The organism is Pseudomonas sp. S10E 269, assembly GCF_002798465.1.
GTDB classification, from domain to species: Bacteria; Pseudomonadota; Gammaproteobacteria; order Pseudomonadales; family Pseudomonadaceae; genus Aquipseudomonas; species Aquipseudomonas pergaminensis.
The window spans coordinates 5350050-5375481 of the sequence record NZ_PHIJ01000001.1 but is presented as its reverse complement, the minus strand read 5'-3'; the positions used below and the strand labels follow the sequence as shown (position 1 = coordinate 5375481).

General features: G+C 62.5%; 20 protein-coding genes. 18 read left to right on the top strand and 2 right to left on the bottom strand.

From position 1 onward, the window contains the following. Nucleotides 1-76: 76 nt before the first annotated feature. From CWC48_RS24950 to CWC48_RS24870, 17 genes are all read left to right on the top strand, one after another. Nucleotides 77-523 carry a DUF411 domain-containing protein gene (locus CWC48_RS24950; RefSeq protein WP_078048617.1) on the top strand — a complete coding sequence of 149 codons (447 nt, stop codon included), beginning with the start codon at nucleotides 77-79 and terminating at the stop codon, nucleotides 521-523. Next, a complete protein-coding gene (locus tag CWC48_RS24945) occupies nucleotides 520-963 on the top strand; it encodes a YqaA family protein (RefSeq protein ID WP_100490574.1) in 444 nt (147 codons plus the stop codon). The genes CWC48_RS24950 and CWC48_RS24945 overlap by 4 nt, the downstream gene beginning before the upstream one ends. A gap of 46 nt (nucleotides 964-1009) precedes the next feature. Further along, entirely contained in the window at nucleotides 1010-2011 is a 1002-nt protein-coding gene (locus CWC48_RS24940; protein WP_078048619.1) for an alpha/beta fold hydrolase, read from the top strand. 26 nt (nucleotides 2012-2037) lie between these two features. Continuing rightward, nucleotides 2038-2991, top strand: a complete 954-nt coding sequence (locus CWC48_RS24935; RefSeq protein WP_100490573.1) for a D-2-hydroxyacid dehydrogenase family protein — start codon at nucleotides 2038-2040, stop codon at nucleotides 2989-2991. A gap of 625 nt (nucleotides 2992-3616) precedes the next feature. Further along, the gene (gene glgA / locus CWC48_RS24930; protein WP_078048621.1) at nucleotides 3617-5170 is read left to right on the top strand and encodes a glycogen synthase GlgA; all 1554 of its coding nucleotides are present in this window, start codon (nucleotides 3617-3619) and stop codon (nucleotides 5168-5170) included. A 20-nt stretch (nucleotides 5171-5190) separates the two neighbouring features. Further along, entirely contained in the window at nucleotides 5191-6936 is a 1746-nt protein-coding gene (gene treZ, locus CWC48_RS24925) for a malto-oligosyltrehalose trehalohydrolase (protein ID WP_100490572.1), read from the top strand. Further along, nucleotides 6933-9017 (top strand): 4-alpha-glucanotransferase, encoded by a 2085-nt coding sequence (gene malQ / locus CWC48_RS24920; RefSeq protein WP_100490571.1) that lies wholly within the window; start codon nucleotides 6933-6935, stop codon nucleotides 9015-9017. The genes treZ and malQ overlap by 4 nt, the downstream gene beginning before the upstream one ends. Continuing rightward, nucleotides 9014-11764, top strand: coding sequence for a malto-oligosyltrehalose synthase (locus CWC48_RS24915; RefSeq protein WP_100490570.1), 2751 nt, complete (start codon nucleotides 9014-9016; stop codon nucleotides 11762-11764). The genes malQ and CWC48_RS24915 overlap by 4 nt, the downstream gene beginning before the upstream one ends. A gap of 23 nt (nucleotides 11765-11787) precedes the next feature. After that, nucleotides 11788-12039 (top strand): DUF2934 domain-containing protein, encoded by a 252-nt coding sequence (locus tag CWC48_RS24910; RefSeq protein WP_078048625.1) that lies wholly within the window; start codon nucleotides 11788-11790, stop codon nucleotides 12037-12039. Between the two features lie 163 nt (nucleotides 12040-12202). Then, nucleotides 12203-14362, top strand: coding sequence for a glycogen debranching protein GlgX (glgX, locus tag CWC48_RS24905; RefSeq protein WP_078048626.1), 2160 nt, complete (start codon nucleotides 12203-12205; stop codon nucleotides 14360-14362). A 1-nt stretch (nucleotide 14363) separates the two neighbouring features. Continuing rightward, on the top strand, nucleotides 14364-15362 hold the full coding sequence (locus tag CWC48_RS24900; RefSeq protein WP_100490569.1) for an acyl-CoA dehydrogenase family protein: 999 nt from the start codon (nucleotides 14364-14366) through the stop codon (nucleotides 15360-15362). Then, nucleotides 15359-16117: a PIG-L deacetylase family protein gene (locus CWC48_RS24895; RefSeq protein ID WP_078048628.1), complete on the top strand. Its 759-nt coding sequence runs from the start codon at nucleotides 15359-15361 to the stop codon at nucleotides 16115-16117. The genes CWC48_RS24900 and CWC48_RS24895 overlap by 4 nt, the downstream gene beginning before the upstream one ends. After that, entirely contained in the window at nucleotides 16114-16713 is a 600-nt protein-coding gene (locus tag CWC48_RS24890; protein ID WP_100490568.1) for an SAM-dependent methyltransferase, read from the top strand. Before CWC48_RS24895 ends, CWC48_RS24890 begins: the two co-directional genes overlap by 4 nt. Continuing rightward, a complete protein-coding gene (locus tag CWC48_RS24885) occupies nucleotides 16710-17369 on the top strand; it encodes a glycosyltransferase family 2 protein (RefSeq protein WP_078048630.1) in 660 nt (219 codons plus the stop codon). Before CWC48_RS24890 ends, CWC48_RS24885 begins: the two co-directional genes overlap by 4 nt. Before the next feature lie 179 nt (nucleotides 17370-17548). Next, nucleotides 17549-18310: a PIG-L deacetylase family protein gene (locus CWC48_RS24880; RefSeq protein ID WP_078048631.1), complete on the top strand. Its 762-nt coding sequence runs from the start codon at nucleotides 17549-17551 to the stop codon at nucleotides 18308-18310. A gap of 242 nt (nucleotides 18311-18552) precedes the next feature. Next, the gene (locus CWC48_RS24875) at nucleotides 18553-21087 is read left to right on the top strand and encodes an autotransporter outer membrane beta-barrel domain-containing protein (RefSeq protein WP_100490567.1); all 2535 of its coding nucleotides are present in this window, start codon (nucleotides 18553-18555) and stop codon (nucleotides 21085-21087) included. A 132-nt stretch (nucleotides 21088-21219) separates the two neighbouring features. Continuing rightward, on the top strand, nucleotides 21220-22248 hold the full coding sequence (locus tag CWC48_RS24870; RefSeq protein ID WP_078048633.1) for an alpha/beta fold hydrolase: 1029 nt from the start codon (nucleotides 21220-21222) through the stop codon (nucleotides 22246-22248). Here the strand turns inward: CWC48_RS24870 and CWC48_RS24865 are convergent. Then, nucleotides 22226-23653, bottom strand: a complete 1428-nt coding sequence (locus CWC48_RS24865) for an amino acid permease (RefSeq protein ID WP_078048634.1) — start codon at nucleotides 23651-23653, stop codon at nucleotides 22226-22228. The two genes, CWC48_RS24870 and CWC48_RS24865, sit on opposite strands and share 23 nt — an antisense overlap. 58 nt (nucleotides 23654-23711) lie before the next feature. Then, entirely contained in the window at nucleotides 23712-24746 is a 1035-nt protein-coding gene (locus CWC48_RS24860) for a histone deacetylase family protein (RefSeq protein WP_078048635.1), read from the bottom strand. A gap of 121 nt (nucleotides 24747-24867) precedes the next feature. Here CWC48_RS24860 and CWC48_RS24855 point away from each other — a divergent pair, with 121 nt between their 5' ends. Next, entirely contained in the window at nucleotides 24868-25359 is a 492-nt protein-coding gene (locus tag CWC48_RS24855) for an Lrp/AsnC family transcriptional regulator (protein WP_078048636.1), read from the top strand. The last annotated feature ends 73 nt before the right edge of the window (nucleotides 25360-25432 follow it).

The following is a 25432-nucleotide window of genomic DNA, read 5'->3' as shown; positions in this document are numbered from 1 at the left end:
TGGGAGCTGGCTTGCCTGCGATGACGTCGTCATGATCGCCGCCATCCCAACGGCCCCCTCCCGCACGCGAGATCCTATGAAAACCACATTGCGCCTGGTCCTGCTGTCAGCCCTGTTCACCACCTCCCTGGCGCAAGCCGCCGAGTTGATCCCCATCGACGTGCACCGTGATGCCAACTGCGGCTGCTGCAAAAAGTGGATCAGCCACCTGGAAAGCAACGGTTTCAAGGTCAACGACCACGTCGAAGCCGACATGAGCGCCGTCAAGCAACGCCTTGGCGTGGCGCCGCGCTTGGGCTCGTGCCACACCGCCGTGATCGATGGCAAATTCGTCGAAGGCCATGTGCCCGCCGAACAGGTGCTGGCCTTGCGCAAACGTGACGACCTGCTGGGCGTCGCCGCACCGGGCATGCCCATGGGCTCGCCAGGCATGGAAGTCGAGGGTCGCAGTGAGGCCTATCAAGTCATCGGCCTGACCCGCGAAGGCAAGGATGTCGTGGTGGCCGAATACCCGGCGCAATGATCGCAGGCTACCTGGGGCTGTTTTTCGCGGCGTTTGGCGCCGCGACCTTGCTGCCGCTGCAATCGGAAGCGGTGCTGGTCGGCCTGCTGCTCAGCGGGCATTACAGCCTGTGGCTGCTGCTGGGTGTTGCGACACTCGGCAACGTGCTGGGTTCGGTGGTGAACTGGTGGCTGGGGCGCTGGGTTGAACACTTCAAGGATCGACGCTGGTTTCCAGTCAACGATCGGCAGTTGGAAAAAGCTCGTAGCCATTACCAGCGCTGGGGGCATTGGACGTTGTTGCTCAGCTGGGTGCCGATCATCGGCGACCCGCTGACGCTGGTGGCCGGCGTGATGCGCGAGCCGCTGTGGCGGTTCCTGCTGCTGGTGACCCTGGCCAAAAGCCTGCGCTATGGCGTGCTAGCGGCCGTGACCTTGCAGTGGGTGTTAATCCGCACTTAATCCCCTCGCAACAGCATCCGAGCCACCCTTCTCGGAGCCCTCGCCAATGCCTCTAATCCGCGCTTTTTGTATCGCCGGCCTGCTCACGGCCACTGCCTCGCCGGTGTTTGCAGCGACCTACGGTCCCGAACTGCAAGGCTTTGAATACCCCTACCCGCTCAAGCATTTCGCGTTTCAATCCCAAGGCAAATCCCTGCAAATGGGCTACATGGACGTACCGGCAAAAGGCACGCCCAACGGCCGCAGCGTGGTGCTGATGCACGGCAAGAACTTCTGCGGTGCAACCTGGGAAGGCTCGATCAAGGCCCTCAGCGACGCCGGTTACCGGGTGATCGCGCCGGACCAGATCGGCTTCTGCACCTCCAGCAAACCCGACCACTATCAATACAGCTTCCAGCAATTGGCGAACAACACCCACCAACTGCTGGAAAAGCTCGGCATTCAAAAGGCCACTCTGCTCGGCCATTCCACCGGCGGCATGCTCGCTACTCGCTACGCCCTGATGTACCCGGAGCAAACCGAACAACTGGCGATGGTCAACCCCATCGGCCTGGAAGACTGGAAAGCCTTGGGCGTGCCCGCGCTGACCGTCGACCAGTGGTATGAGCGCGAGTTGAAAGTCAGCGCCGAGGGCATTCGCAAGTACCAACTCACTACCTATTACGTCGGGCGCTGGAAGCCCGAATACGAGCGTTGGGTAGACATGTACGCCGGCCTGAGCAACGGCCCGGGGCATACGCGAGTCGCATGGAACTCAGCGTTGATTTACGACATGATCTTCACCCAGCCGGTGTACTACGAATTCAAGCACCTCCAAATGCCTACGCTGCTGCTGATCGGCACCGCCGATAACACCGCCATCGGCAAGGATGTCGCGCCGCCGGCGGTCAAGGCCAAGCTCGGCGACTATGCCGTGCTGGGCAAGCAGGTGGCCCGGTTGATCCCTCATGCGACGCTAGTGGAATTCCCGGGCCTGGGGCATGCGCCGCAGATGGAAGAGCCGGAACAGTTTCATAAAGCGCTGTTGCAGGGGTTGAACGCCCTTTAATCCAACCTTTTTCGAGGCACTCGTGAATGTCGGTACAGATTGCAGTCATTGATGATTGGCAGAATGTGGCCAGAGGCGTGGTGGATTGGTCAGTCCTTGAGGCGGTGGGCCAGGTGCACTTCCTGCACGACTACCCGGCGGATACCGCCACGATGATCGAGCGTTTGCAGGGGTTCGAGGTGATTTGCGTGATGCGCGAACGCTCCACCTTCGACAGGGCACTTCTGCAAGGGCTGCCCAAGCTCAAGCTGCTGGTGACGGGCGGCATGCGCAACGCCGCGATTGATATTCCCGCCGCCAAAGCCCTGGGCATTCAGGTGTGCGGCACCGACAGCTATAAACACGCCGCGCCGGAACTGACCTGGGCGTTGATCATGGCCTCCACCCGCAATCTGGTGGAGGAAGCCAATTCCTTGCGTGCGGGTCACTGGCAGGTGGGCCTCGGCGGTGATCTGCATGGCAAGACCCTGGGAATTCTTGGCCTGGGCAGCATTGGCCAGAAAGTCGCGCAATTCGCCCAAGCGTTTGGCATGCAGGTGATTGCCTGGAGTGAAAACCTCACCCCGGAACGCGCGGCCGAGTCCGGCGTAACCTGGGTCAGCAAGCAAGCACTGTTCGAACAGGCAGACATCCTCACCGTGCACCTGGTGCTCAGCGACCGCAGCCGGGGGTTGGTGGATGCCCAGGCGTTGGGCTGGATGAAACCGAGCGCTCGCTTGGTCAACACCGCACGTGGCCCCATCGTGGATGAGCAGGCGCTGGTGCAGGCGCTGGAAAGCGGTCGCCTGGCCGGGGCGGCACTCGACGTGTATGCCGAAGAGCCGCTGCCTGCGGATCATCCATTTCGCCGCCTGCCGAATGTACTGGCTACCCCGCATGTCGGCTATGTAAGCGAACAGAACTACCGGCAGTTCTATTCGCAGATGATTGAAGACATTCAGGCCTGGGCCAACGGTGCGGCCATTCGGGTGCTCGGCTGACGCACCAATAAAGGGCAAGACCACTTCCGGGCGCACGGACACGCCAGGCTGAGCCAGCTTGTCGTCAGTGGTGAGCGGGCTTGTTGTGGTGAGCGGGCTTGCCCCGCGCTGGGCTGCGAAGCAGCCCCAAACCAGACAACCGAGATTTACTTGGTGCACTGCCATAGCCCATTTGGGAGCGCTTCGCACTCCAGCGCGGGGCAAGCCCGCTCACCACAGAGCGCCCGTTCACTACAACAATCCGGCTCTCCCCGTAAATCTCCGACCATCGCCGCCGCCTAATAACCAGACCTATTTTTGTTAAAAGTATTTTGTCCTACAAAAAAACCCTGAAAACCCTACAGGCTCTAGGATCTGTCCTAGACTCAGGACCGATGGGTCCGTTCCAAAACAAAAACCCCGCAAAAAATCGAAACTTTCGAACTCTGCCGTAGGTCCAGTTTTAAGGTAAGGCGAGCGCACGTGGTTCACACCTCGATGCCCGTCCATCCAATCTTTTTAGGCTTACCGTGCAACTGGCATACGCCTTGCCAGTTTGTACAGTGCTTGTGCGCCTGGCCGCAGGATGCGGTCATCGGAGCTAATGGCAGCGGGCCATTAGCCGACCAACATGTGGGAGAGAACTATGATCAGTGCCGCTGTAGATATTCAGGGAGAGCGTGTCAGTCAACCGGTAGGGGGGCCTCTGTTGGCCGACCTGCCCACCACTGTGCGGCCGATCGTGAGTCAGAATCCTAATCGCAAGAAAGTCCTGTTCGTGACCTCGGAATTTGCCGACCTGGTGAAAACCGGCGGCCTGGGCGATGTGTCCGCGGCCCTGCCCCGCGCCATGGCCCACCTGCACGATGTGCGGGTGCTGATCCCGGGTTACCCGCAGGTGATGGAGAGCGACAACCCGATCCATATCATCGGTGAACTGGGTGGCCACGCCGCGCTGCCGCCGTGCAAGATCGGGCGCATGGACCTCAAGGACGGCCTGGTCATCTATGTGCTGATCTGCCCCGAGCTCTATGAGCGCGAAGGCACGCCGTACGGTGCCAACAACGGTCGCGACTGGCCTGACAACCATATCCGTTTCGCCCGCCTGGGCCTGGCCGCCGCCGACATGGCCGCTAACCTCGCACAGATCCACTGGTGCCCGGACCTGGTGCACGCCCACGACTGGCCCGCTGGCCTGGCCCCGGCCTATATGCACTGGCGCGGGTCACGCACCCCAACCTTGTTCACCATCCACAACCTGGCCTATCAAGGCGTGGTCAGCCTGGCGTCCACGCCGGAGCTGGGCATTCCACCCCACGCCCTGCAACAGGAAGGCATGGAGTTCTACGGCAAGATGTCGTTCCTCAAGGCGGGCATGGCGTACTCCAGCCATATCACCACGGTGAGCGCCACTTACGCCCAGGAAATCACCACCCCCGAATTCGGCTGCGGCCTGGACGGCTTTTTGGCCAGCAAGACCCAGCAAGGCTTGCTCAGCGGCATTCCCAACGGCATTGAAGACAGTTGGGAAACCTCGACCGACCCGCACCTGACGCACAACTTCAATATTGGCGACTGGGAAGGCAAGGCGGTGAACGCCGCGCAGGTGCGCAACCTGTTCGGCCTGCACGACTCGACGGGCCCGCTGTTCGCCGTGGTCTCGCGCCTGGTGTTCCAGAAAGGCCTGGACCTCACAGAAGCCGTGGCCAGCTTTATCGTCGAGCAAGGTGGCCAGATCGCGATCATCGGTCGCGGCGAGCCGGAAGAAGAAAACGCCATGCGTGAATTGGCGCTGCGCTTCCCGGGCCAGATTGGTGTGCGCATCGGCTTTAACGAGACCGACGCACGTCGCATGTTCGCCGGCAGCGACTTCCTGCTGATGCCGTCGCGCTACGAGCCCTGCGGCCTGAGCCAGATGTACGCCCAGCGCTTCGGCTCGCTGCCTGTGGCACGCAACACCGGCGGCCTGGCTGACACCATCGAAAACGGCGTAACGGGTTTTCTGTTCAATGAATCCACTGTCGACAGTTACAAAGAAGCCTTGAGCCGCGCGTTCAAGGTGTTTGCCTTCCCTGGCTTGCTCAACGCCATGCGCTGCCGGGCAATGACACAGCCTTTCAACTGGAGCCAGGCGGTGGAACCCTACGCCGAACTGTATGAGCAACTGGTGGCTAAAGCACTGGGGAAATCCGCTAAATAATCAAAGGGAGGTTTTTGTAGATGCCGTTACGGACTCTGGAAACCTGGCCCCACGGCGCAATCATGTTGGACGCGCAACACACGCGTTTTGCCTTGTGGGCGCCAGACGCGTTTTATGTCAGCGTTGAATTGGAAAACGGCAAGTCCGTCGCCATGCTGCCCCAGGCAGATGGCTGGTTTGAAACTGAAATAGCGTGCCCGGCGGGCACGCGCTACCGCTTCAATATCGATGGGGAAATGGATGTACCCGACCCTGCCTCCAGGGCCCAGGCCGCGGATGTACACGGTTGGAGCCTGGTGGTCGACCCTCTCGCCTATCAATGGCGCCACAGCAATTGGCAGGGGCGTCCCTGGCACGAAGCCGTTATCTATGAACTGCACGTCGGCGCCATGGGCGGTTACGCCGAAATCGAAAAGCACCTGCCACGCCTGGCCGAGCTCGGGATTACCGCGATTGAGTTCATGCCGTTGGCGCAATTCCCCGGCGATCGCAACTGGGGTTATGACGGGGTCTTGCCCTATGCCCCCCAAGCCTCCTATGGCACACCTGAACAGCTCAAGCACCTGATCGACAGCGCCCACGAACATGGCATGGCGGTGATCCTCGACGTGGTCTACAACCACTTCGGGCCCGACGGCAATTACCTGGGCCAGTACGCCAAGGGCTTCTTCCAGGAAGACGTGCACACGCCATGGGGCGCGGGTATCGATTTCGATCGGCGTGAAGTGCGGGACTTTTTCCTCGATAACGCGCTGATGTGGTTGCTCGAATACCGCTTCGACGGCCTGCGCCTGGACGCCGTACACGCCATCGACAACCCGGACTTCCTCAAGGAGCTGGCGCACCGCGTTCGCGAACAAGTGGACACGGGTCGCCACGTCTGGCTGATGCTGGAAAACGAGCTCAACCAGGCCAGCCTCCTGCAGCACGATTTCGACGCGCAATGGAATGACGACTTCCACAACGTCCTGCATGTGCTGCTGACCGGCGAAACCGACGCGTATTACAGCGACTTCGCCGAAGCGCCTACCGCCAAACTGGCCCGCTGCCTGGGCGAAGGCTTTATCTACCAGGGGCACACCACTCGGCATGGCCATGAGCGTGGCGAACCCAGCGGCTACTTGCCCCCGACCGCCTTCGTGGCGTTCCTGCAAAACCACGATCAAATCGGCAACCGCGCCCTGGGCGAGCGCCTGCATCAACTCTGCTCGCCGCAAGCGCTCAAGGCGGCGACCGCCCTGCTGCTGCTGTCGCCAATGATCCCGCTGATGTTCATGGGCGATGAAGTCAACGCTGCGCAGCCGTTCCTGTTTTTCACCGACCACCATGGCGAACTGGCAGAGGCGGTGCGCGAAGGCCGACGCAATGAGTTCAAGGATTTCGCGGCATTCCAGGACCCGGAGCGACGCGAGCGCATCCCCGATCCCAATGCCCTGCCAACCTTTGTGCAGACAACGCCCAGTTTTGACGCAAACGAACACACCCAGCTCTACCGCCAGCTACTGAGCCTGCGCCATCGCCACCTCGTGCCCCATTTGCCGGGCAGCATGGCCTTGGGCGCCGAGGTGTTGGCTGAGGGTGCCGTTTGCGCCCGTTGGCGCCTGGGCAATGGCAGCGTGTTGCAGATCGACCTCAACCTGAGCGACGCGCCCCTGGATCACCCGGCTACAGCGCCGGTTCTTTTTCAAACGCCTGCCGATGCCGGCGCACACCTGCCGCCGTACAGCGCACGTGTCACCCTATCCCCTGTTGGAGAGCACCCTTGAGCGAAGCGAACCTGGAAATCCTCGCCAGCCGAGCGGGCCTGGCCGTCGATTGGATCGACGCAAACGGCCGCCCGCAACGTGTGAAACCCGACGCCTTGCGCGCCGTTCTCAAAGGCCTGGGCCACCCGGCCGACACCGATGCCGAGATCGACGCCAGCCTGCTCGACCTGGAGCGGGTGCAACAAGACAAACACCTGCCGCCCCTGCTGACCATCGACAGCGGCGAAGGCCTGGACCTGGCCCGCTACTTCGAACCGGATACCCCGTGCCGGGTCAGCCTCGAAGACGGCGACACCCTGGAACTGCGGCTCGATGGCGACGCCGTCATGCCCGGTGTCATTGCCCTGGGCTATCACCAGGTCCACATTGCCGACCAGAGCTTCACCCTGGCCGTTGCTCCGACTCACTGCTACAGCGTGGCAGAAGCCGTCGACACCCAACCCGCCCGTGCCTGGGGCCTCAGCGCCCAACTGTACAGCCTGCGTCGCCTAGGCGATGGTGGCTTCGGCGACACCCTGGCCCTGGAGCACCTGGCCCGTTCGGCGGCCGAGCGTGGCGCCGATGCGTTGGCGATCAGCCCGATGCACGCGATGTTCAGCGCCGACACCGGGCGCTACAGCCCGTATTCGCCCTCCAGCCGGTTGTTCCTCAACAGCTTGTACGCCTCGCCGGGCTGCATCCTCGGTGAGCGCGAAGTGCGTAATGCCATCGAGGCAACAGGGCTCGCCGACGAGTTGCACGACTTGGAGCAACACACTCTGATTGACTGGCCCACTGCGGCCAAGGCCAAGCAGCGCCTGCTGCGTGCGCTGTATGAAGACTTCCGCCACGGCCACCACCCGCAACACGCCGACTTCCAGAGTTTCCGCCAGGCCGGCGGTGAAGCCCTGGAAAACCACTGCCGCTTCGAAGCGGTGCAAGCGGCCCGCGCCGCGGCAGGTGAAGACCTCGACTGGCGCCACTGGCCCGAAGCCTGGCGCACCCCGCAGAGCCCGGCGCTGGCGCAGTTCGCCGAAGACAATCGCGATGAAATCGGCTTCTTCGCCTTCAGCCAATGGCTGATCGCGCGCTGCCTTGAGCGCGCGCAACAAGCCGCGCGCGGCAGCGGCATGGGCGTCGGCCTGATCGCCGACCTGGCCGTGGGTGCCGACGGTGGCGGCAGCCAGGCCTGGAGCCGCCAGGATGAACTGCTCGCGGACCTCACCGTGGGCGCCCCGCCGGACATTCTCAACCGCGCCGGCCAGGGCTGGGGCATTTCCGCGTTCTCCCCCGAAGGCCTCAAGCGCCATGGCTTTCGCGCCTTTATCGAGATGCTGCGCGCCAACTTCGCCCATGCCGGCGGCCTGCGCATTGACCACGTAATGGGCCTGCAACGCCTGTGGGTGATTCCCATGGACGCCTCGCCCAAGGAAGGCGCCTACCTGTATTACCCGGTAGACGACCTGCTGCGCCTGCTGGCGCTGGAGTCGCACCGCCACCAGGCCATCGTGCTTGGTGAAGACTTGGGCACGGTGCCGGATGGCCTGCGCGAAAAACTCATCGCGCGCTCGATCCTGGGCATGCGCGTGCTGTTGTTCGAGCAAAACCACGACGGCCAATTCCGGCCGATCCTCGACTGGCCCGACAACGCCCTGGCCACCACCAGCACCCACGACCTGCCGACGCTCAACGGCTGGTGGCACAGCCGTGACATCGACTGGAATATCCAGCTCGGCCTGATCGATGCGCCCACCGTGGAGCAATGGAGCGAACACCGTTTGCGCGAGCGCCAGGCCCTGCGTCAGGCCTTGAGCCAGGACCCGCAGAACTTCGTCGAAGAAATCCGCAATGAAACCGACCATATGATCGACGCCAGCGTGCGCTACCTCGGCCACACCCGCGCTCCCCTGGTGCTGCTGCCGCTGGAGGACGCCCTTGGCATCGAAGAGCAGGCCAACCTGCCCGGCACCACCGACACCCATCCTAATTGGCGCCGTCGCCTGGCGGGTGAGGCCTCTAGCCTGCTCGACAATGCCGGTGCCGCCCGCCGCCTCGAGCTGTTGGCCGTCGCGCGCAACCAAGCCTATGAGCGTGACCGATGAAAGCACTGCCCCTGCGCGCTACCCAGCGCCTGCAATTCCATAAAGGTTTTACCCTCGATGACGCGGTGCCCCTGGTGCCGTATTTCGCCCGGTTGGGCATCAGTCACCTGTATGCCTCGCCGCTGCTCAGCGCCCGTGCCGGCTCCATGCACGGCTACGATGTGGTCGACCCCACCAGCGTCAACCCGGAACTCGGCGGCGAGCCGGCCCTGCGCCGCCTGGTCGCTGCGCTGCGTGAACACGACATGGGCCTGATCCTCGATATCGTCTCCAACCATATGGCCGTCGGCGGTGCCGACAACCCCTGGTGGCTGGACCTGCTGGAATGGGGGCGCCTGAGTCCCTACAGCGAGTTCTTCGATATCCAGTGGCATTCGCCCGACCCGCTGCTCAAGGGCCAACTGTTGATGCCGTTCCTCGGCAGTGACTATGGCGAAGCCCTGCAGACCGGCACCCTGACCCTGCAGTTCGATGCCGCCCATGGCACGTTCTACGTTGAGCATTACGAACACCGTTTCCCGATCTGTCCCAAGGACTACGCGGCGATCCTCGGCAGCGATGAGCTGCTTAAACCTCTGGCCGAGCGCTTCAGTGCCCTCGCCTACCAGGACGACGCCTACCATGAGGCGGCCTGGCTCAAGCAAGCGCTGGCGGAACGCGCCACCGAAGTGTTACCAGCGATCAAGGCGCGGTTGAGCGCGTTCGACGGGCGCCAGCCGGAAGGCTTCAACCGCCTGCATCAGTTGCTGGAGCAGCAGGCCTATCGCCTGGCCAGTTGGCGCACGGCGGCGGACGATATCAACTGGCGGCGCTTCTTTGATGTCAACGAACTCGGTGGCCTGCGCGTCGAGCGCACGGCAGTGTTTGAAGCCACCCATGGCAAGATTTTCGAACTGATCAGCGAAGGCCTGGTGGACGGCCTGCGCATCGACCATATCGACGGCCTGGCCGACCCGCGCGGCTACTGCCGCAAGCTGCGCCGCCGCGTGGATTCGCTGTCGCCGGAGCGGCATTTGCCGATCTTTGTCGAGAAGATCCTCGGCGAAGGCGAAACCCTGCGTGAAGACTGGCAAGTGGACGGCACCACCGGCTACGAATTCATGGACCAGCTCTCGCTGCTGCAACATCAACCGGAAGGCTTCGAGCCCTTGGCCGAGTTGTGGACCCGTCACAGCGAGCGGCCTTCGGCGTTTATCGAGGAAGCACGACTGGCACGCCAGCAGATCCTCAACGGCTCCCTCGGCGGCGACTTTGAAAGCGTGGCCCAGGCCCTGCTGCAAGTGGCACGCGACGACGTGATGACCCGCGACCTGACCCTCGGCGCCATCCGCCGGGCCTTGCAGGAACTGATCGTGCACTTCCCGGTGTACCGTACCTATATCAGCGCGCGCGGTCGCAGTGCTGCCGACGACAAGGTGTTCCAGCAGGCCATGGACGGCGCACGCACTACCCTTGGCGAAGGCGACTGGCCGGTGCTCGAACACCTGGAAAAATGGCTCGGCGGCCAGCCTTGGCGCAACCGCCCGGTGGGCCGCGAGCGCAAGATCCTCAAGCACGCCTGCGTGCGCTTCCAGCAACTGACCTCGCCTGCTGCCGCCAAGGCGGTGGAAGACACCGCGTTCTATCGCTCAGCGGTATTGCTGTCGCGCAATGATGTGGGCTTCAGCACCGAACAGTTCAGCGCCCCGTTGGCCGAGTTTCATGCGATCAACCAACACCGCCTGCAGACCTTCCCCGACAACCTGCTGGCCACCGCCACCCACGACCACAAGCGCGGTGAAGATACGCGTGCGCGCCTGGCCGTGCTGAGTGAGCGCGCGCCCTGGTACGCCGAGCAGGTGAACCATTGGCGCACCCTCGCCGCGCCGTTGCGGGTGGAGGCCAATACACCGTCGGCAGGCGATGAATTGATCCTCTACCAGGTCTTGCTCGGCAGTTGGCCGCTGGAACAGGGCGCTGACTTCGACGGCTATCAGCAACGCCTGTGGCAGTGGCAGCAAAAGGCCCTGCGCGAGGCTAAATTGCAGAGCAGCTGGAGCGCGCCCAACGACGCGTATGAGCAAGGCGTCGAAGCCTTCCTGTCGCGGCTATTGCTCAGCGACGAAGGCCAGCCACTGCGCAGTGCCATCGGCGACGCCGCCCAGTCGATTGCCCCGGCCGGTGCCCTCAACGGCCTGGCGCAAACCTTGCTTCGCATCACCGTGCCGGGTGTGCCGGACCTGTACCAGGGCGATGAGTTCTGGGACTTCAGTCTCGTGGACCCGGACAACCGTCGCCCGGTGGATTTCAACGCACGGCAACAGGCACTGGACACCCCACCGGATATCGGCGAACTGCTGTTCAACTGGCGTGACGGGCGCATCAAGCAGGCGCTGATCGCTCAGGCACTGGCCTTGCGCAAAGCCCACCCTGAGCTGTTCCGCAGCGGCACCTACACGCCGCTGGAAGTGGTCGGCACACACGCCGAACGGGTGGTCGCGTTCTGTCGCGAACATCAGGGTAAACGCTTGCTGGTGGTGGTGCCGCGCTGGTCGCACCCCCTGCTTGAAAACGGTGTGTATCCACAGATCAATGCGCAGGTTTGGGGCGATACACGGGTGAAATTACCGTTCGCCGCGACAACTCAAAACTGGAAGGGACTTTTTCATACAGGCGCAGTCACACCAGACAAGGAGCTGTTGATCAGCACTGCCCTGGGGGATTTCCCGGTCAATGTCTTTATCAATCCTGATGATCAAGAAAGCTGAAATTTTCTGTGAGGAGCATTGTGATGAGTACTGAAGACAAACGCATTCGCGAACTGGCGCATCAGATCTGGGAGTCTGAAGGTAAACCCCACGGCGAGGACGCGCGACACTGGGAAATGGCGCGCAAACTGGCCGAAGCCGAAGCGCTGACGCCAAGCAAACCCAAGGCCGCGGCCAAGCCTAAAGCCGCGCCCAAGGCGGCAGCCAAACCCAAGGCCGCCCCGCCACCGCCGCCTAAAAAACCCAAGGCAGCACCGCGCAAGCCCGCCAGCTGACCGCCCTGTTCAGGCGCTGGCTTGCCAGCGATGGCGCTCTCAAGATCGCTATCGCCGGCAAGCCGGCTCCTATGGGGTTTTGTACGAAATTTTAGATTGATCTGACCTTGCGTCAGTACGGCCGCGTTCGGCCTGAAAAAAGACCCTCTGCAGGAGCAACTCAATGAGCAAACCCGATAAAACCCCACCGACGCCGGACAATGAGCCGTCGCGGATTCGTGAAGGTTTGCCCTTCCCGCTTGGCGCCACCTGGGATGGCCTGGGTGTCAACTTTGCACTGTTCTCGGCCAACGCCACCAAGGTGGAGCTGTGCCTGTTCGACGACTCTGGCGAAGTCGAACTGGAACGTATCGAACTCCCCGAATACACCGACGAAACCTTCCACGGCTACCTGCCCGACGCCCACCCCGGGCTGATTTACGGCTACCGCGTGTACGGTGCGTATGATCCGGCCAACGGCCACCGCTTCAACCACAACAAATTGCTGATCGACCCGTATGCCAAGCAGTTGGTGGGCGAACTCAAATGGTCCGAGGCGCTGTTCGGCTACACCATCGGCCACCCGGATGACGACCTCAGCTTCGACGAGCGCGACAGCGCGCCCTTCGTGCCTAAATGCAAAGTGATCGACCCGGCGCACACTTGGGGCAATGACCAACCGGTGCGCGTGCCGTGGGACCGTACGATCATCTACGAGACCCACCTGCGCGGCATCAGCATGCGCCATCCTTCGGTCGCCGAATCCGTGCGCGGCACCTGCGCCGGGCTGATGGAAGATGACGTGCTCAAGCACATCCGCCAGCTGGGTATCTCGTCGGTGGAGCTGCTGCCAGTGCATGCCTTTGTCAATGACCAGCATCTGCTGGAAAAAGGCATGACCAACTACTGGGGCTACAACAGCATCGCGTTTTTTGCCCCCGACCCACGCTACCTGGCCAGCGGCAAGATCGCCGAGTTCAAGGAGATGGTCGCGCACCTGCACGAAGCCAAGCTCGAAGTGATCCTGGACGTGGTCTACAACCACACCGCCGAAGGCAACGAACGCGGGCCGACCCTGTCGATGCGCGGCATCGACAACGCCTCGTACTACCGCTTGATGCCGGATGACAAACGCTTCTACATCAACGACTCCGGCACCGGTAACACCCTGGACTTGAGCCACCCGTGCGTGCTGCAAATGGTGACCGACTCCCTGCGTTACTGGGCGACGGAAATGCACGTCGACGGCTTCCGTTTTGACCTGGCAACTATCCTCGGCCGCTACCGCGACGGCTTTGACGAGCGCCACAGCTTCCTCGTGGCTTGCCGCCAGGACCCAGTGCTGCGCCAGTTGAAAATGATCGCTGAGCCCTGGGACTGTGGCCCTGGCGGTTATCAGGTGGGCAACTTCCCGCCGGGCTGGGTGGAGTGGAACGACCGTTTCCGCGATACCGTGCGCGCATTCTGGAAAGGCGACGACAGCCAGTTGGCTGACTTCGCCGCCCGCATGACCGCCTCCGGCGAGATGTTCAACCACCGTGGTCGTCGCCCGTACAGCTCGGTGAACTTCATCACCGCGCACGACGGTTTCACCCTGCACGACCTGGTCTCCTACAACGACAAGCACAACGAAGCCAACGACGAAAACAACCAGGACGGCAGCAACAACAACCTGTCCTGGAACCACGGCGTCGAAGGCCCGACCGACGATCCGGAAATCAACGCACTGCGTCTGCGCCAGATGCGTAACTTCTTCGCCACGCTGCTGCTGTCCCAAGGCACGCCAATGCTGGTGGCCGGCGACGAGTTCGCCCGCACTCAGCACGGCAACAACAACGCCTACTGCCAGGACAGTGAGATCGGTTGGATCAACTGGGACCTTGACGAAGACGGCAAGGCGCTGCTCAAGTTTGTGAAACGCTTGATCAAGTTGCGCCTGGCCTACCCGATCCTGCGTCGTGGGCGCTTCCTGGTGGGCGACTACAACGAAGACATCGGCGTGAAGGACGTCACCTGGCTGGCGCCGGATGGCAACGAAATGACCACCGAACAGTGGCAAGACAGCCATGGCCGCTGCCTGGGCATGTTGATGGATGGCCGCGCCCAGGAAACCGGTATTCGCCGCCCAGGCGCCGATGCCACCTTGCTGCTGGTGGTCAATGCGCACCACGACATGGTCAACTTCCGCCTGCCGTCGGTACCAGAGGGTGAATTCTGGACCTGCATGCTCGACACCAACGAGCCTGCCGTGCGCGGCCAGGAACGCTTTGACTTTGATCACGAGTACGCGGTGACCGGCCGTTCTTTGCTACTGTTTGAACTGCAGCGCGAAGACGAGGTGTGAAATGGCTTTGCATGGATTCCTTCAGGGCTTCCGGGGCTATGCGGACACGCAAGCCTTGGGCGCGGCCCTGAGGGCGCTTCAGGAAGAAGGCCTGGACCAACTGCCCTTGCCGGGCAGCGGCCAGACATTGGCGCGGTTCAGCGGCTTGGCGCAGGTGGCAGGGCATGACCTGCGCCTGTGCAAGCTGTTCGAAGGCCATACCGACGCCCTGGCAATCATCGCTGAACTCGACAGCCCCCTGCCACCCCTGGGCAGTACGTGGGGCATGTGGGCCGCCGAGCCACCCACCGCCAAGGTGCGCGTGTACCGGGAGGGCCATCGTTTGAAGGTGCAGGGTCGCAAGGCCTGGTGCTCTGGCGCGGCGGTGGTCAGCCATGGGTTGCTGACCGCCTGGGATGAAGAGGATCGCCAACAACTGGTGGCGGTGCACATGGATCAACCTGGCGTCACCGTCACCGACGAAGGCTGGAACGCCGTGGGCATGGCCGCCACCGGCAGTGTGGAAGTGGTGTTTGACGACGCCTGGGGCCTGGCGGTGGGCGGTCCGGGAGATTACCTCGCCCGCCCGGGTTTCTGGCAAGGCGGCATTGGTATCGCCGCGTGCTGGTACGGCGCGGCGCAACGCCTGGCGGAAGTCTTGCGCGAGCAATGCAGCAAGCGCCCTGAACCCCATGCCCTCGCCCATTTGGGGGCGGTCGACAGCGCCTTGAACAGCGCCGCTTGCGTACTGCGCGCCAGCGCAGAACAGGTTGACCTCGAACCCAAGGCCAATGCCAGAGCGTTGGCTCAACAGACACGTGCCTGCATCGAAGACACCGTCGAACAGGTGATACGCCACGTTGGCCGTGCGGTCGGTGCCGGGCCCTATTGCAAGGACCCGCACTTCGCCCAACTGATGGCAGACCTGCCGGTGTATGTGCGTCAGAGTCATGCCGAGCGTGACCTTGCCGGCCTCGGCGAACTCGTCGCCGGCGATCTCACAGGGAGGTGGCAGTTATGAAACCCAATCCGATCGTGGGCCAGGGTACGCCTCTGCATCACTGGCAGGCCTCGCCCAAAATGGCCGAGCTGCCGCTTATCAGCGTCGAGCAGTTGGTGCCCGAAGGCCACCGCGCGGTGATCATCGCGCCGCACCCGGATGACGAGGTGCTGGGCTGTGGGGGCCTGATGCAGGGCCTGGCTGCGCTGGGCAGGCCGATCCAGTTGATATCCGTGACCGACGGCAGCGCCAGTCACCCCGGTTCCCGGCGTTGGCCGGTGGAGCGTTTGAGCGTGGTGCGTCCCCAAGAGTCAGCTCAGGCCCTGCATCGTCTCGGTATGCCGCTGCACAGCTTGAAATGGCTACGTGCTGGGTTTGCCGACAGCCAGGTGGCCGCGCGGGAGGAGGAACTCACCGCGTTTATCCAGCGCCACCTCAAACCCAACGACGTGGTGTTCACCACCTGGCGTGAAGACGGCCATTGCGACCATGAGGCCGTCGGCCGTGCCAGCGCCAAGGCGTCACAGGCGGTGGGTGCAACCCTGTATGAACTACCGGTATGGACCTGGCACTGGGCAACGCCCGAAAACAGCCTGGTGCCTTGGCACCGCGCGCGCAAGCTCCCGCTGAGCTGCGACGCCGTGGCCCGTAAGCGCCACGCCATTCATGCATTCGCCAGCCAATTGGAGGGCGACCCGCAGATTGGCCTGCCCCCGGTGCTCGCGCCCTATGTGGTGGAGCGTCTGTTGCAACCCTTTGAAGTGATATTCGTATGAGTGTGGCCACGCCTTACTTCGACCAATTGTTCGCCGAGAACGACGACCCCTGGGCCTTTCGCCAACGCTGGTATGAACGGCGCAAACGCGCGATGACCCTGGCCATGCTCACACGGCCCCGCTACGCCTCGGTGTTTGAACCCGGTTGCGCCAACGGCGAGCTGAGCTTCGAGCTGGCGCCGCGCTGCGATCGCCTGCTGTGCTGCGACACCGCTTCGGCCGCCGTGGCCCTGGCACGCAGTCGCCTGCTGGGATTCCCCTACGCTGAAGTACAACAAAGTCGCTTGCCCGAGCAATGGCCGACCGGTCAGTTCGAGCTGATCGTATTGAGCGAGTTGTGCTACTACCTCGACGCCGATGACCTGTGCGAACTGGTCGATAGAGCCCGCGCCTCGCTGAGCGCCAATGGCCAGCTCCTGGCCTGCCACTGGCGCCCGCCGATTGAAGGTTGCCCGCAAACGGCCGAGCAGGTACACGCCCTGCTCCATGAGCGCCTGGACCTGCCACGCGTCGCCAGCCATCACGAACACGACTTCCTTCTCGACCTGTGGAGCCGCGACGGCACATCGGTTGCCACCCTCGAGGGCCTGCGATGATCGGCATTCTGATCCCGGTACACAACGAAGAGGCGTTGCTGGGCGACTGCCTGAAAGCGGCACTGATCGCAGCCAGCCACCCCGGGTTATTGGGGGAAGACGTTAACATCCTGGTGATACTCGACAGTTGCAGTGACGCCAGTGCCGCCATTGCCCGGGCCTACCCTGTGCAGTGCCTGGAAGCCCAGGCGCGCAACGTGGGGCACGTGCGCGGCGTAGGCGCCCGGCACCTGCTCAATCAGGGCGCGCGCTGGATCTCCTGCACCGACGCCGACAGCCGGGTAGCCCCGGATTGGCTGGTGGCGCAGTTGGCGCTGGGGGTGGACGCGGTGTGTGGCACCGTCACCGTGGATGCGTGGAGCGAAGGGTTCGACCCCGCCGCCCAGATTCGTTACCAACAAGGCTATGAGGCCCGTGACGGTCATCGGCATATCCACGGGGCCAACCTGGGAGTGAGCGCCGGTGCCTACGTGCGTGCCGGCGGCTTCGAACCCCTGGCCTGCCATGAGGATGTGCAATTAGTGCGCAACCTGGAACTGTGCGGCGCCTCCATCGCCTGGAGCCACGCCCCGCAGGTGATCACCAGTGCGCGCCTGGACGCCCGTGCACAAGGCGGCTTCGGCGATTATTTGAAGAGCCTGATGCTCGCGACGTGAAAAAAACGGCATTACAGAATGTAAAACCCGCCAATCCTTGTCTATGCTGATGACGCCTTGCTGGCGTTCCAAGGTTGGAATGCCATGCAGCCACTGCAGCGGAGCCTGTGGTGGATACAAGAGCGTCGTCCCGTCAACGGGGTACGACCCAGCATCAATCGACAAGGATGTGACACCCCATGAAGCTTGCTTCCTTAAGCGACGGCCGTCGCGGCCCTGCGCAAATCTGGAACAGCGCCCCGCAGTTGGCGCAGATCCCGCCCATCGCGCCATCATCACTGGTGCCGCCTGGCGCGCGCGTGGTGATCATCGCGCCTCACCCCGGCGACGAAGTGCTGGCCTGCGGCGGTTTGCTGCAGTTGCTCAGTACGCTGGAACACCCCTTGCAGCTGATCTCCATCACGGATGGCAGTGCCAGCCATCCTGGCTCTAACGTGTGGCCGGCGGCCCGCTTGAGCGTGGTGCGCCCTCAGGAAAGTGTCGAGGCCCTGCGCCGCTTGGGCATGCCGTTGCACAGTTTGAAATGGATCCGTGGCGGCTTCTGCGACAACGCCCTCGCCGCCCGCGAGCCGCAGTTGAGTCAATTCATCGCGCGCTACCTGCAGCCTGGCGACGTGGTATTCAGCACCTGGCGCAACGACGGCAATGACGACCATGACGCGGTCGGCCGGGCCAGCGCCAACGCCTGCAGCCTGGTGGGCGCGCAGTTGTATGAATTGCCGATCTGGGCCTGGCACTGGCCGGCCCGTGAAGGCGCGATCATCCCTTGGCAGCGAGCGCGCAAGGTGCGCCTGGACACCTGGACGGTGGCGCGCAAACTGCACGCCGCCCATGCCTATGCCAGCCAACTGGCCGGTGACCCGGAGATCGGCCTGGCGCCCATGTTGGCCCAGGTGCTGCTGGAGCGGATGCGCGAGCCTTACGAGATCGTGCTGGCGTAGCACCCACTCGTCTATACCTGTTATTTCTGACAGTAGCGGCCTGCCGAATGTGTGGCTATGGTGGAAAAAGCGCTGCACGGGTTCATGTGCAGTCGAAAAAGCCATGCCAACCCTTTGCATTGGCCGGTGTTTTCAGAAAAGGGTAAGCGCAGTCCCTGATCCGTATCGCGCGTCACGTTGTCATGGTCTAACCCGCGCCTGTACAGGTGCCGGGACAACTATCCCTCGAATGAGGACGGATCATGCGCGTACGGACACTCTCCTGGTTATACCCGATCGTCATGGCGACGTTGCCGCTGGCCTCTTATGGGGCCTGCACCATCAACAACAGTGCCGGCGATGACACTTCCACTTGCGACAGCGCCACTGCGCCGGGGTTTACCGACACGGCAGGCAATAACACCCTCAATATCACCGCGACAGGCCGGGTCACTGGTAACGTGACCTTTGGGGCCGGCAACGATCTGGTGGATGTGAACGGTCCGAGTGCGGGGATCGATGGGAACCTCGACCAGGGCGACGGTGCGAATATATTTCGGCTCAACGTGGGGAGCGTTACCGGCTCCGTCACTCAAGGCGCGGGCGCTGATGTGGTGCAGATCAGCGGCGGTCAAGCCGGTGCCATCCGCCAAGGGGCGGGTATCGACAACTTTGCCATGAGCGGAGGAGAAATCGCGTCACTCGAACAAGGTGATGGCCTGGACGACTTTTTCATGAACGCCGGTCGGATCATCGGCGCATTCGAGGACGGTGACCGCGCCAGGATGACGGGCGGCAGCATTGGCCGCGTCGACATGAAGCTCGATAACAACATTTTCGATATGTCCGGCGGCCAAATCATCGGCAACCTCGTGACCGGCTTTGGCAACGACACCATCCTGATCTCCGGCACCTCGTTTGTGGGCGGCAATATCAGCGTCAGCGGCGGCGACGATCAGGTGACTGTCTCGGGTGGCGAGGTGAACGGGCAGATACTGCTCAGCTTCGGCAATGACCAATTTATCTGGTCGGGGGGGAACCTGCATTCGTCCGTGCTGGCGGGTGCAGGAAACGATAACGCATTGCTGCAGAACCTGGTTGGCTCACAATTGGCAGCAGCGCAGCTGATTGATGGCGGCCTGGGCGTCGATACCCTGACCCTGGACAACACCGAGGCCGGGGACCCAAGCCTGTTGACCAACTGGGAAACCATGCAGATGGATAACGGCTCCAAGCTGCACCTGGGCGGCACACTCAAGCTGGGTGACAGTGCAACCGGTACCGGCACACTGAGCCTGGACGGTACAAGCACACTCTTGGCGAGCACGGGCGTGATCGAAGCCTTTACCGCCGGCCAGTTGGTGACGGTCAACAACAGCGGCTTGATCGACATGACCACGGGCAGTACCAGCACCAGCGACACGTTGACCATCCGGGGCAACTACACCGGCAACGGCGGGCGGCTTGCGCTGCAAAGCGTGCTGGGAGGCGATGGTTCACCCAGCGACAAACTGGTAATCGACGGAGGGAAATTCGACGGCATCACGGCAATCAGCGTCACCAACCTGGCGGGCGCCGGCGCGGCGACGTTGCAGGACGGTATTCAAGTGGTCCAGGCACTCAATGGCGCCAGTGGCAGCGCCGGTTCCTTTAACCTGGCAGGCCCGGTGTCCGCCGGTGCGTTCGACTACCGCCTGTTCAAGGGCGGTGTAACAGCGGGCACGGCAGAGAACTACTACCTGCGCTCGACGGTGCCGGTGCAGCCTCCTGGCCCGGTGATTACCGTCCCCTTGCCCAGTCCCGGCGAGGCGCCCTTGCCCGATAACCCAGGCGACACGCCAATTCCCATCTACCGTCAGGAAGTACCGATTTACGCGGCTATTTTTCCGGCGGCTGACCAGATCGTGCGGAACACGCTGAGCACTTATCACGAGCGCATGGGTGACCAGAGCCAGCAACAGACTGGCGACGTACGCGCAGCTTGGGGCCGGGTCTACGGCGGTAGCAGTCGTCAGGGTTTCGCCGGGACGGTGAGCCCGACGCTGGACAGCAGCGTCACGGGCTTCCAGGTCGGTAGTGATGTTTATGTCAGCACCAACGGTAGTGGCCAGACCCAACACGCAGGCATCTTCTTCGGCCATAGCACCCTGACAGGCAACGTCAAAGGCTTCAACGGTGGCTGGCAGGACATGGACGCCGGCAAGACCACCCTGCGTGGTGACAGCCTGGGTTTTTACTGGACTTTCATCGGGGCCAATCAAGCGTATGTGGACCTGGTGTTGATGGGCACCCGCTTCAATGGCAACAACGAATCGGACCGTGGCGTGAAGATGAAAACCCGTGGGCGTAATGTCACTGCCTCCGCGGAAATCGGCTGGCCGCTGCAGGTCACTCAGAGATGGATCGTCGAGCCCCAGGTTCAAATGGTCGTGGGCAAGAACCGGCTCGACAGCCAGAACGACGGTATTTCCGACGTCAAATATGACGCCGACACCAGTGTCACTTCCCGCCTGGGTGTAAGGCTGCGCGGTGACTACCACGTCGGTGGCCGGCCCTTGCAGCCCTATGTGCGCGCCAACGTCTGGCACGCCAGTGCGGGGGACAACCGTGTGATCTATAACGATGCCACCCGTATCGACACCGAGCAAAAATCCACCACGATGGAGGTCAGCCTGGGGGCCACCTTACAGGTTGCCAAAGACGTGAGCCTGTACGGCGAACTCGGTTACGACCGCAATCTGGACAGCAACACCTTCAACGGCCGCGCAGGCACATTGGGGGTAAGGATGGCGTTCTAGGTTTGTATCGCAGTGTGTACAGAGCCCACTGCGATACACCGTCTTTAACTGCGCGAGTTTCCTGAAACAGGCCAGATACAGCCAGGGGTTCAACTGAGCATCCAGCACACATCCCGCCGCAGGAGGCTCGCCATGCACACTCAGTTGATTCGTCGCACCCACCCCCTTTTCCTGGCCGCTGCCCTGGCGCAATTCGGCATCCTGGGCATGGCTCACGCCGAAATGCCCGAGGCACCGACCAAGGCTGTCGCCATTACACACACTGCGTTCGGCGCCCTCAAGCACGTCAAGGCCGGGCTGCTCGACGTGGCCTACGCCGAAGTCGGCCCGGCCACCGGCCCGGTGGTGATCCTGCTGCACGGTTGGCCCTACGACATCGACAGCTACGCCCAGGTCGCGCCGTTGCTGGCGGCCAAGGGTTATCGCGTGCTGATCCCCTACGCCCGGGGTTATGGCGACACGCGCTTCCTTTCGGACAAGACCTTGCGCAACGGCCAGCCGGCAGCGCTGGCCAGTGACGTGATCGACTTCATGGACGCGCTGAAGATCAAGCAAGCCGTGCTCGGCGGCTACGACTGGGGCGCTCGCTCGGCGGACATCGTCTCGGCGCTGTGGCCGGAACGGGTCAAGGCGCTGGTGTCGGTCAGCGGCTACCTGATCGGCAACCAGGCGGCGGGCAAGAACCCACTGCCGCCCAAAGCCGAGCTGCAGTGGTGGTACCAGTTTTACTTCGCCACCGAGCGCGGCGCAGCGGGCTATCAGAAAAACACCCACGACTTCGCCAAGCTGATCTGGCAACTGGCGTCGCCGCAGTGGAAGTTCGATGACGCCACGTTCGACCGCAGCGCCAAAGGCCTGGAGAACCCGGACCACGTGGCGATCACCCTGTACAACTACCGATGGCGCCTGGGCCTGGTCCAGGGCGAGACGAAATACGACCCACTGGAACAGAAACTCGCCCAGGCGCCATCCATCAGCGTGCCGACCATTACCCTGGAAGGCGACGCCAACGGCGCACCGCACCCGCAGCCTGAGGACTACGCCAAGCGCTTTACCGGCCAATATGCGTTCCGCCTGATCACCGGTGGCGTTGGCCACAACCTGCCACAGGAAGCGCCAGAGGCGTTTGCCAAGGCGGTCATTGATGCGGATCACCTGTGACCGAGTGCGTCGCCTTCCGCCATTGGGCGCCTTGATAGCGTGAAAACGGGTAGGCAACCCCCAGCCAGATAAACCAGGCCGGCATCACGCACAGCGCCAGGCGTGTATCCGGCCGCAACGCCAGCAGGCCCAGCACAAACGCGAGAAACGCCAGGGAGAACCAGGCCATCGGCACGCCGCCGGGCATCTTGTAGACGGATTTGGCGTGCAGGTCCGGGCGTTTCTTGCGGTAGGCGATGTAGGACGCGAGGATGGTCGACCAGGTAAATATCACCAGGATCGCCGACACCGTCGACACGATGGTGAAGGCGGTCATCACCTCCGGCACCACAAACAGCAACACCAGCCCCAGCAGCATCAGCAGGGAGGTAAAAGCCAGGCTGATAAACGGCACGCTGTTGTTCGACAGTCGCCGGAAGATACCCGGCGCGTCACCCAGGTCGGCCAACCCGAACAACATGCGGCTGGCAGAAAATACCCCGCTGTTGGCAGACGACGCTGCCGACGTCAGCACCACGAAATTCACGATACCCGCCGCAGCCGGAAACCCCGCCACCAGGAACAACTCGACAAATGGGCTCTTGCTCGGCGACACCTGCTGCCATGACGTCACCGCGATGATGCACGCCAGGGCGAGCACATAGAACAGGATGATACGCAGCGGGATCGAGTTGATCGCCTTGGGCAGCGTCTTCTCCGGCGCGCGGGTTTCAGCAGCGGCCGTGCCGATGAGCTCGGTGCCGGCAAAGGAAAAGATCGCCATCTGGAACCCGGCGAAAAAGCCGAACACGCCATTGGGAAACGCCGCCTGTTTATCCAGCAAGTGGGTCAACGACGCGGTGACTCCGGTGGGCGAGACAAACGAACTGGCGATCAGCACCCCACTCACGCTAATCAAGGTCACCACGGCGATGATCTTGATGATCGCGAACCAGAACTCCACTTCGCCGAACAGCCTGACCGTCAGCACATTCAACGCGAACAGCGTCAACAACATGCCCACCGCCGGCATCCAGGCCGGCACATTGGGGAACCAGTACTGGAAAAAACCGCCAACCACCACCGCGTCTCCCACCACCGCCACGCTCCAACTCAACCAGTACGACCAGCCGAGAAAGAACGCCGCGCGTGGCCCCAGGTAGGCTCCGGCAAAGTCGGCGAAGCTCTTGAAGTTGAGGTTCGACAGCAGCAACTCGCCCATGGCGCGCATGACGAAATACACGAAGAGCCCGATGATCATGTAGATCAGGATGATCGAGGTGCCAGACAGCGCGATGATCTTGCCTGAGCCCATGAACAGGCCGGTGCCGATCGCCCCGCCCATGGCCATCAACTGGATGTGGCGGTTGCTCAGGGTGCGTTGCAACGCAGGCTTTTCATAAAGCCTGGACGTGGTTGTTTTCATCACAAAACCTCTTGTTATGTTTTTGAGTTTTGGCAGAAAAAAAGTTGAGCGATCGCTGTTATTGGCGGTTGCTTTCAAACCCGTGCAGCACGTTGACGGCATTGATGCCGATCTCATCGACCATGTAGCCGCCCTCCATCACGAACAACGTGGGCACGCCGACGCTGGCGATGATTGCGCCCATGCCGAGAAAGTCCTGGCTGTCGAGAAGGAAGTGGCTGATGGGGTCATCCTTGAAGGTGTCGACGCCCAGGGAGATCACCAGCACCTCGGGGGCAAACTGGCGCAGTTGCTGGCAGGCGTCGGTCAGGGCGGTTTGGTAACGGGCCCAGGTGGTGTTTTTCGGCAACGGGTAATTCAGGTTGAAGCCCTCTCCTGCGCCTGCGCCGCGTTCACTGCTGGCGCCGGAAAAATACGGGTAGGACACCGACGGGTCGCCGTGCAGGGAAATGAACATCACGTCCGGACGGTCGTAGAAAATAGTCTGCGTGCCGTTGCCATGGTGAAAGTCCACATCCAGCACCGCCACGCGCTTGGCGCCCTGGGTGATGGCGCGCTGCGCGGCAATCGCGGCGTTGTTGAGGTAGCAATAACCGCCCATGTACTCGCGGGCGGCGTGATGGCCTGGTGGGCGGCACAGGGCAAAGGCGCTGTCGTGGCCTTCATCGAGCAGCGCCAGGCCGGTCAACGCGATGTCGGCGCTGGTTTTGACGGCCTCCCAGGTGGTGCGGGTGATCGGTGAGCCGGCGTCCATCGCAAAGAAACCAAGCTTGCCATCGATGAAGTCGGGCACCTGTTGGTTGGCCAGGTCGCGTACCGGCCACACCAGGGGCAATGCGTCATGACTGCGGCCGAGGGCGGTCCACTCGGCCCAGGCCGTTTCGAGGAATGCCACGTAGCGCTCACTGTGGGCGGCGACGTAGCAGGCACGGTCAAAACGGCGCGGCGTGATGATATCGCCCAGGCCTACCTGCCTGACGCGGTCACGCACGGTGTCGGCGCGGCTCGGTTGTTCGAACGAGGGCTTGAGCACACCGTCCTTGAGTTCGGTGCCATGGTGCAAGCGGTGGGCTTCGCTGAAAACGGTCAACATGTGAGGGTATCCGCCAGTAAAAGACAGGCTCTATTTTGTTCGGGCGGCGGCGGGCTTTCTTTGCTTTTATTTACGGCGCTGTTAGGTTTATCGGGAATTCTTTCCTATGCAGCCGACAATTATGAAAAATAAATCCAGACAGGTCGTTCTTGATGACACCGATCTCGCCATCCTCGCCCTGCTGCAGGCAGACGCCAGTATTTCCAATGCGCAGCTCAGTGAACGCCTGTCTCTGAGCCTCACGCCCTGTTGGCGCCGACGCAAACGCCTGGAAGAAGAAGGAGTGATCAAGGACTACCAGGCCAACCTGGACCGAAAGCTGCTCGGACTGGACATCATGGCATTCGTGCATGTGCGTTTTGCGATCCACACCGACCACGCGCCCGACGCCTTCGAGGCGGTGGTGAAAGAACTGCCGCAGGTGTTGTCGTGCCACAAGATCACCGGGGACGCCGATTATTTGCTGCAGGTGCTGGCGGAAGATCTGGACAGCTACAGCGAGTTCGTCGAGAGCGTGTTGCGGCGGCAGTTGGGGATTGCGTCGATACAGTCGAGCCTGGCGTTGCGTGAGGTGAAGGCGACGAGCCGGGTGGCGATTGCCAAACGCGAATGATCGAAGCGGCGGCGGCCAGTGCTTGGAGGGGCTGTGGCCAAATGCCACCATCCAGATGTGAAAAATTCGTTAA

Coding starts and splice junctions, on each gene's coding strand:
- CWC48_RS24870 (WP_078048633.1), top strand. CDS start 21,220: ATGCACACTCAGTTGATTCGTCGCACCCACCCCCTTTTCCTGGCCGCT.
- CWC48_RS24950 (WP_078048617.1), top strand. CDS start 77: ATGAAAACCACATTGCGCCTGGTCCTGCTGTCAGCCCTGTTCACCACC.
- treZ (WP_100490572.1), top strand. CDS start 5,191: ATGCCGTTACGGACTCTGGAAACCTGGCCCCACGGCGCAATCATGTTG.
- glgA (WP_078048621.1), top strand. CDS start 3,617: ATGATCAGTGCCGCTGTAGATATTCAGGGAGAGCGTGTCAGTCAACCG.
- CWC48_RS24935 (WP_100490573.1), top strand. CDS start 2,038: ATGTCGGTACAGATTGCAGTCATTGATGATTGGCAGAATGTGGCCAGA.
- CWC48_RS24875 (WP_100490567.1), top strand. CDS start 18,553: ATGCGCGTACGGACACTCTCCTGGTTATACCCGATCGTCATGGCGACG.
- CWC48_RS24910 (WP_078048625.1), top strand. CDS start 11,788: ATGAGTACTGAAGACAAACGCATTCGCGAACTGGCGCATCAGATCTGG.
- CWC48_RS24915 (WP_100490570.1), top strand. CDS start 9,014: ATGAAAGCACTGCCCCTGCGCGCTACCCAGCGCCTGCAATTCCATAAA.
- CWC48_RS24880 (WP_078048631.1), top strand. CDS start 17,549: ATGAAGCTTGCTTCCTTAAGCGACGGCCGTCGCGGCCCTGCGCAAATC.
- CWC48_RS24855 (WP_078048636.1), top strand. CDS start 24,868: ATGAAAAATAAATCCAGACAGGTCGTTCTTGATGACACCGATCTCGCC.
- CWC48_RS24900 (WP_100490569.1), top strand. CDS start 14,364: ATGGCTTTGCATGGATTCCTTCAGGGCTTCCGGGGCTATGCGGACACG.
- CWC48_RS24945 (WP_100490574.1), top strand. CDS start 520: ATGATCGCAGGCTACCTGGGGCTGTTTTTCGCGGCGTTTGGCGCCGCG.
- glgX (WP_078048626.1), top strand. CDS start 12,203: ATGAGCAAACCCGATAAAACCCCACCGACGCCGGACAATGAGCCGTCG.
- CWC48_RS24885 (WP_078048630.1), top strand. CDS start 16,710: ATGATCGGCATTCTGATCCCGGTACACAACGAAGAGGCGTTGCTGGGC.
- CWC48_RS24890 (WP_100490568.1), top strand. CDS start 16,114: ATGAGTGTGGCCACGCCTTACTTCGACCAATTGTTCGCCGAGAACGAC.
- CWC48_RS24865 (WP_078048634.1), bottom strand. CDS start 23,653: ATGAAAACAACCACGTCCAGGCTTTATGAAAAGCCTGCGTTGCAACGC.
- CWC48_RS24860 (WP_078048635.1), bottom strand. CDS start 24,746: ATGTTGACCGTTTTCAGCGAAGCCCACCGCTTGCACCATGGCACCGAA.
- CWC48_RS24895 (WP_078048628.1), top strand. CDS start 15,359: ATGAAACCCAATCCGATCGTGGGCCAGGGTACGCCTCTGCATCACTGG.
- CWC48_RS24940 (WP_078048619.1), top strand. CDS start 1,010: ATGCCTCTAATCCGCGCTTTTTGTATCGCCGGCCTGCTCACGGCCACT.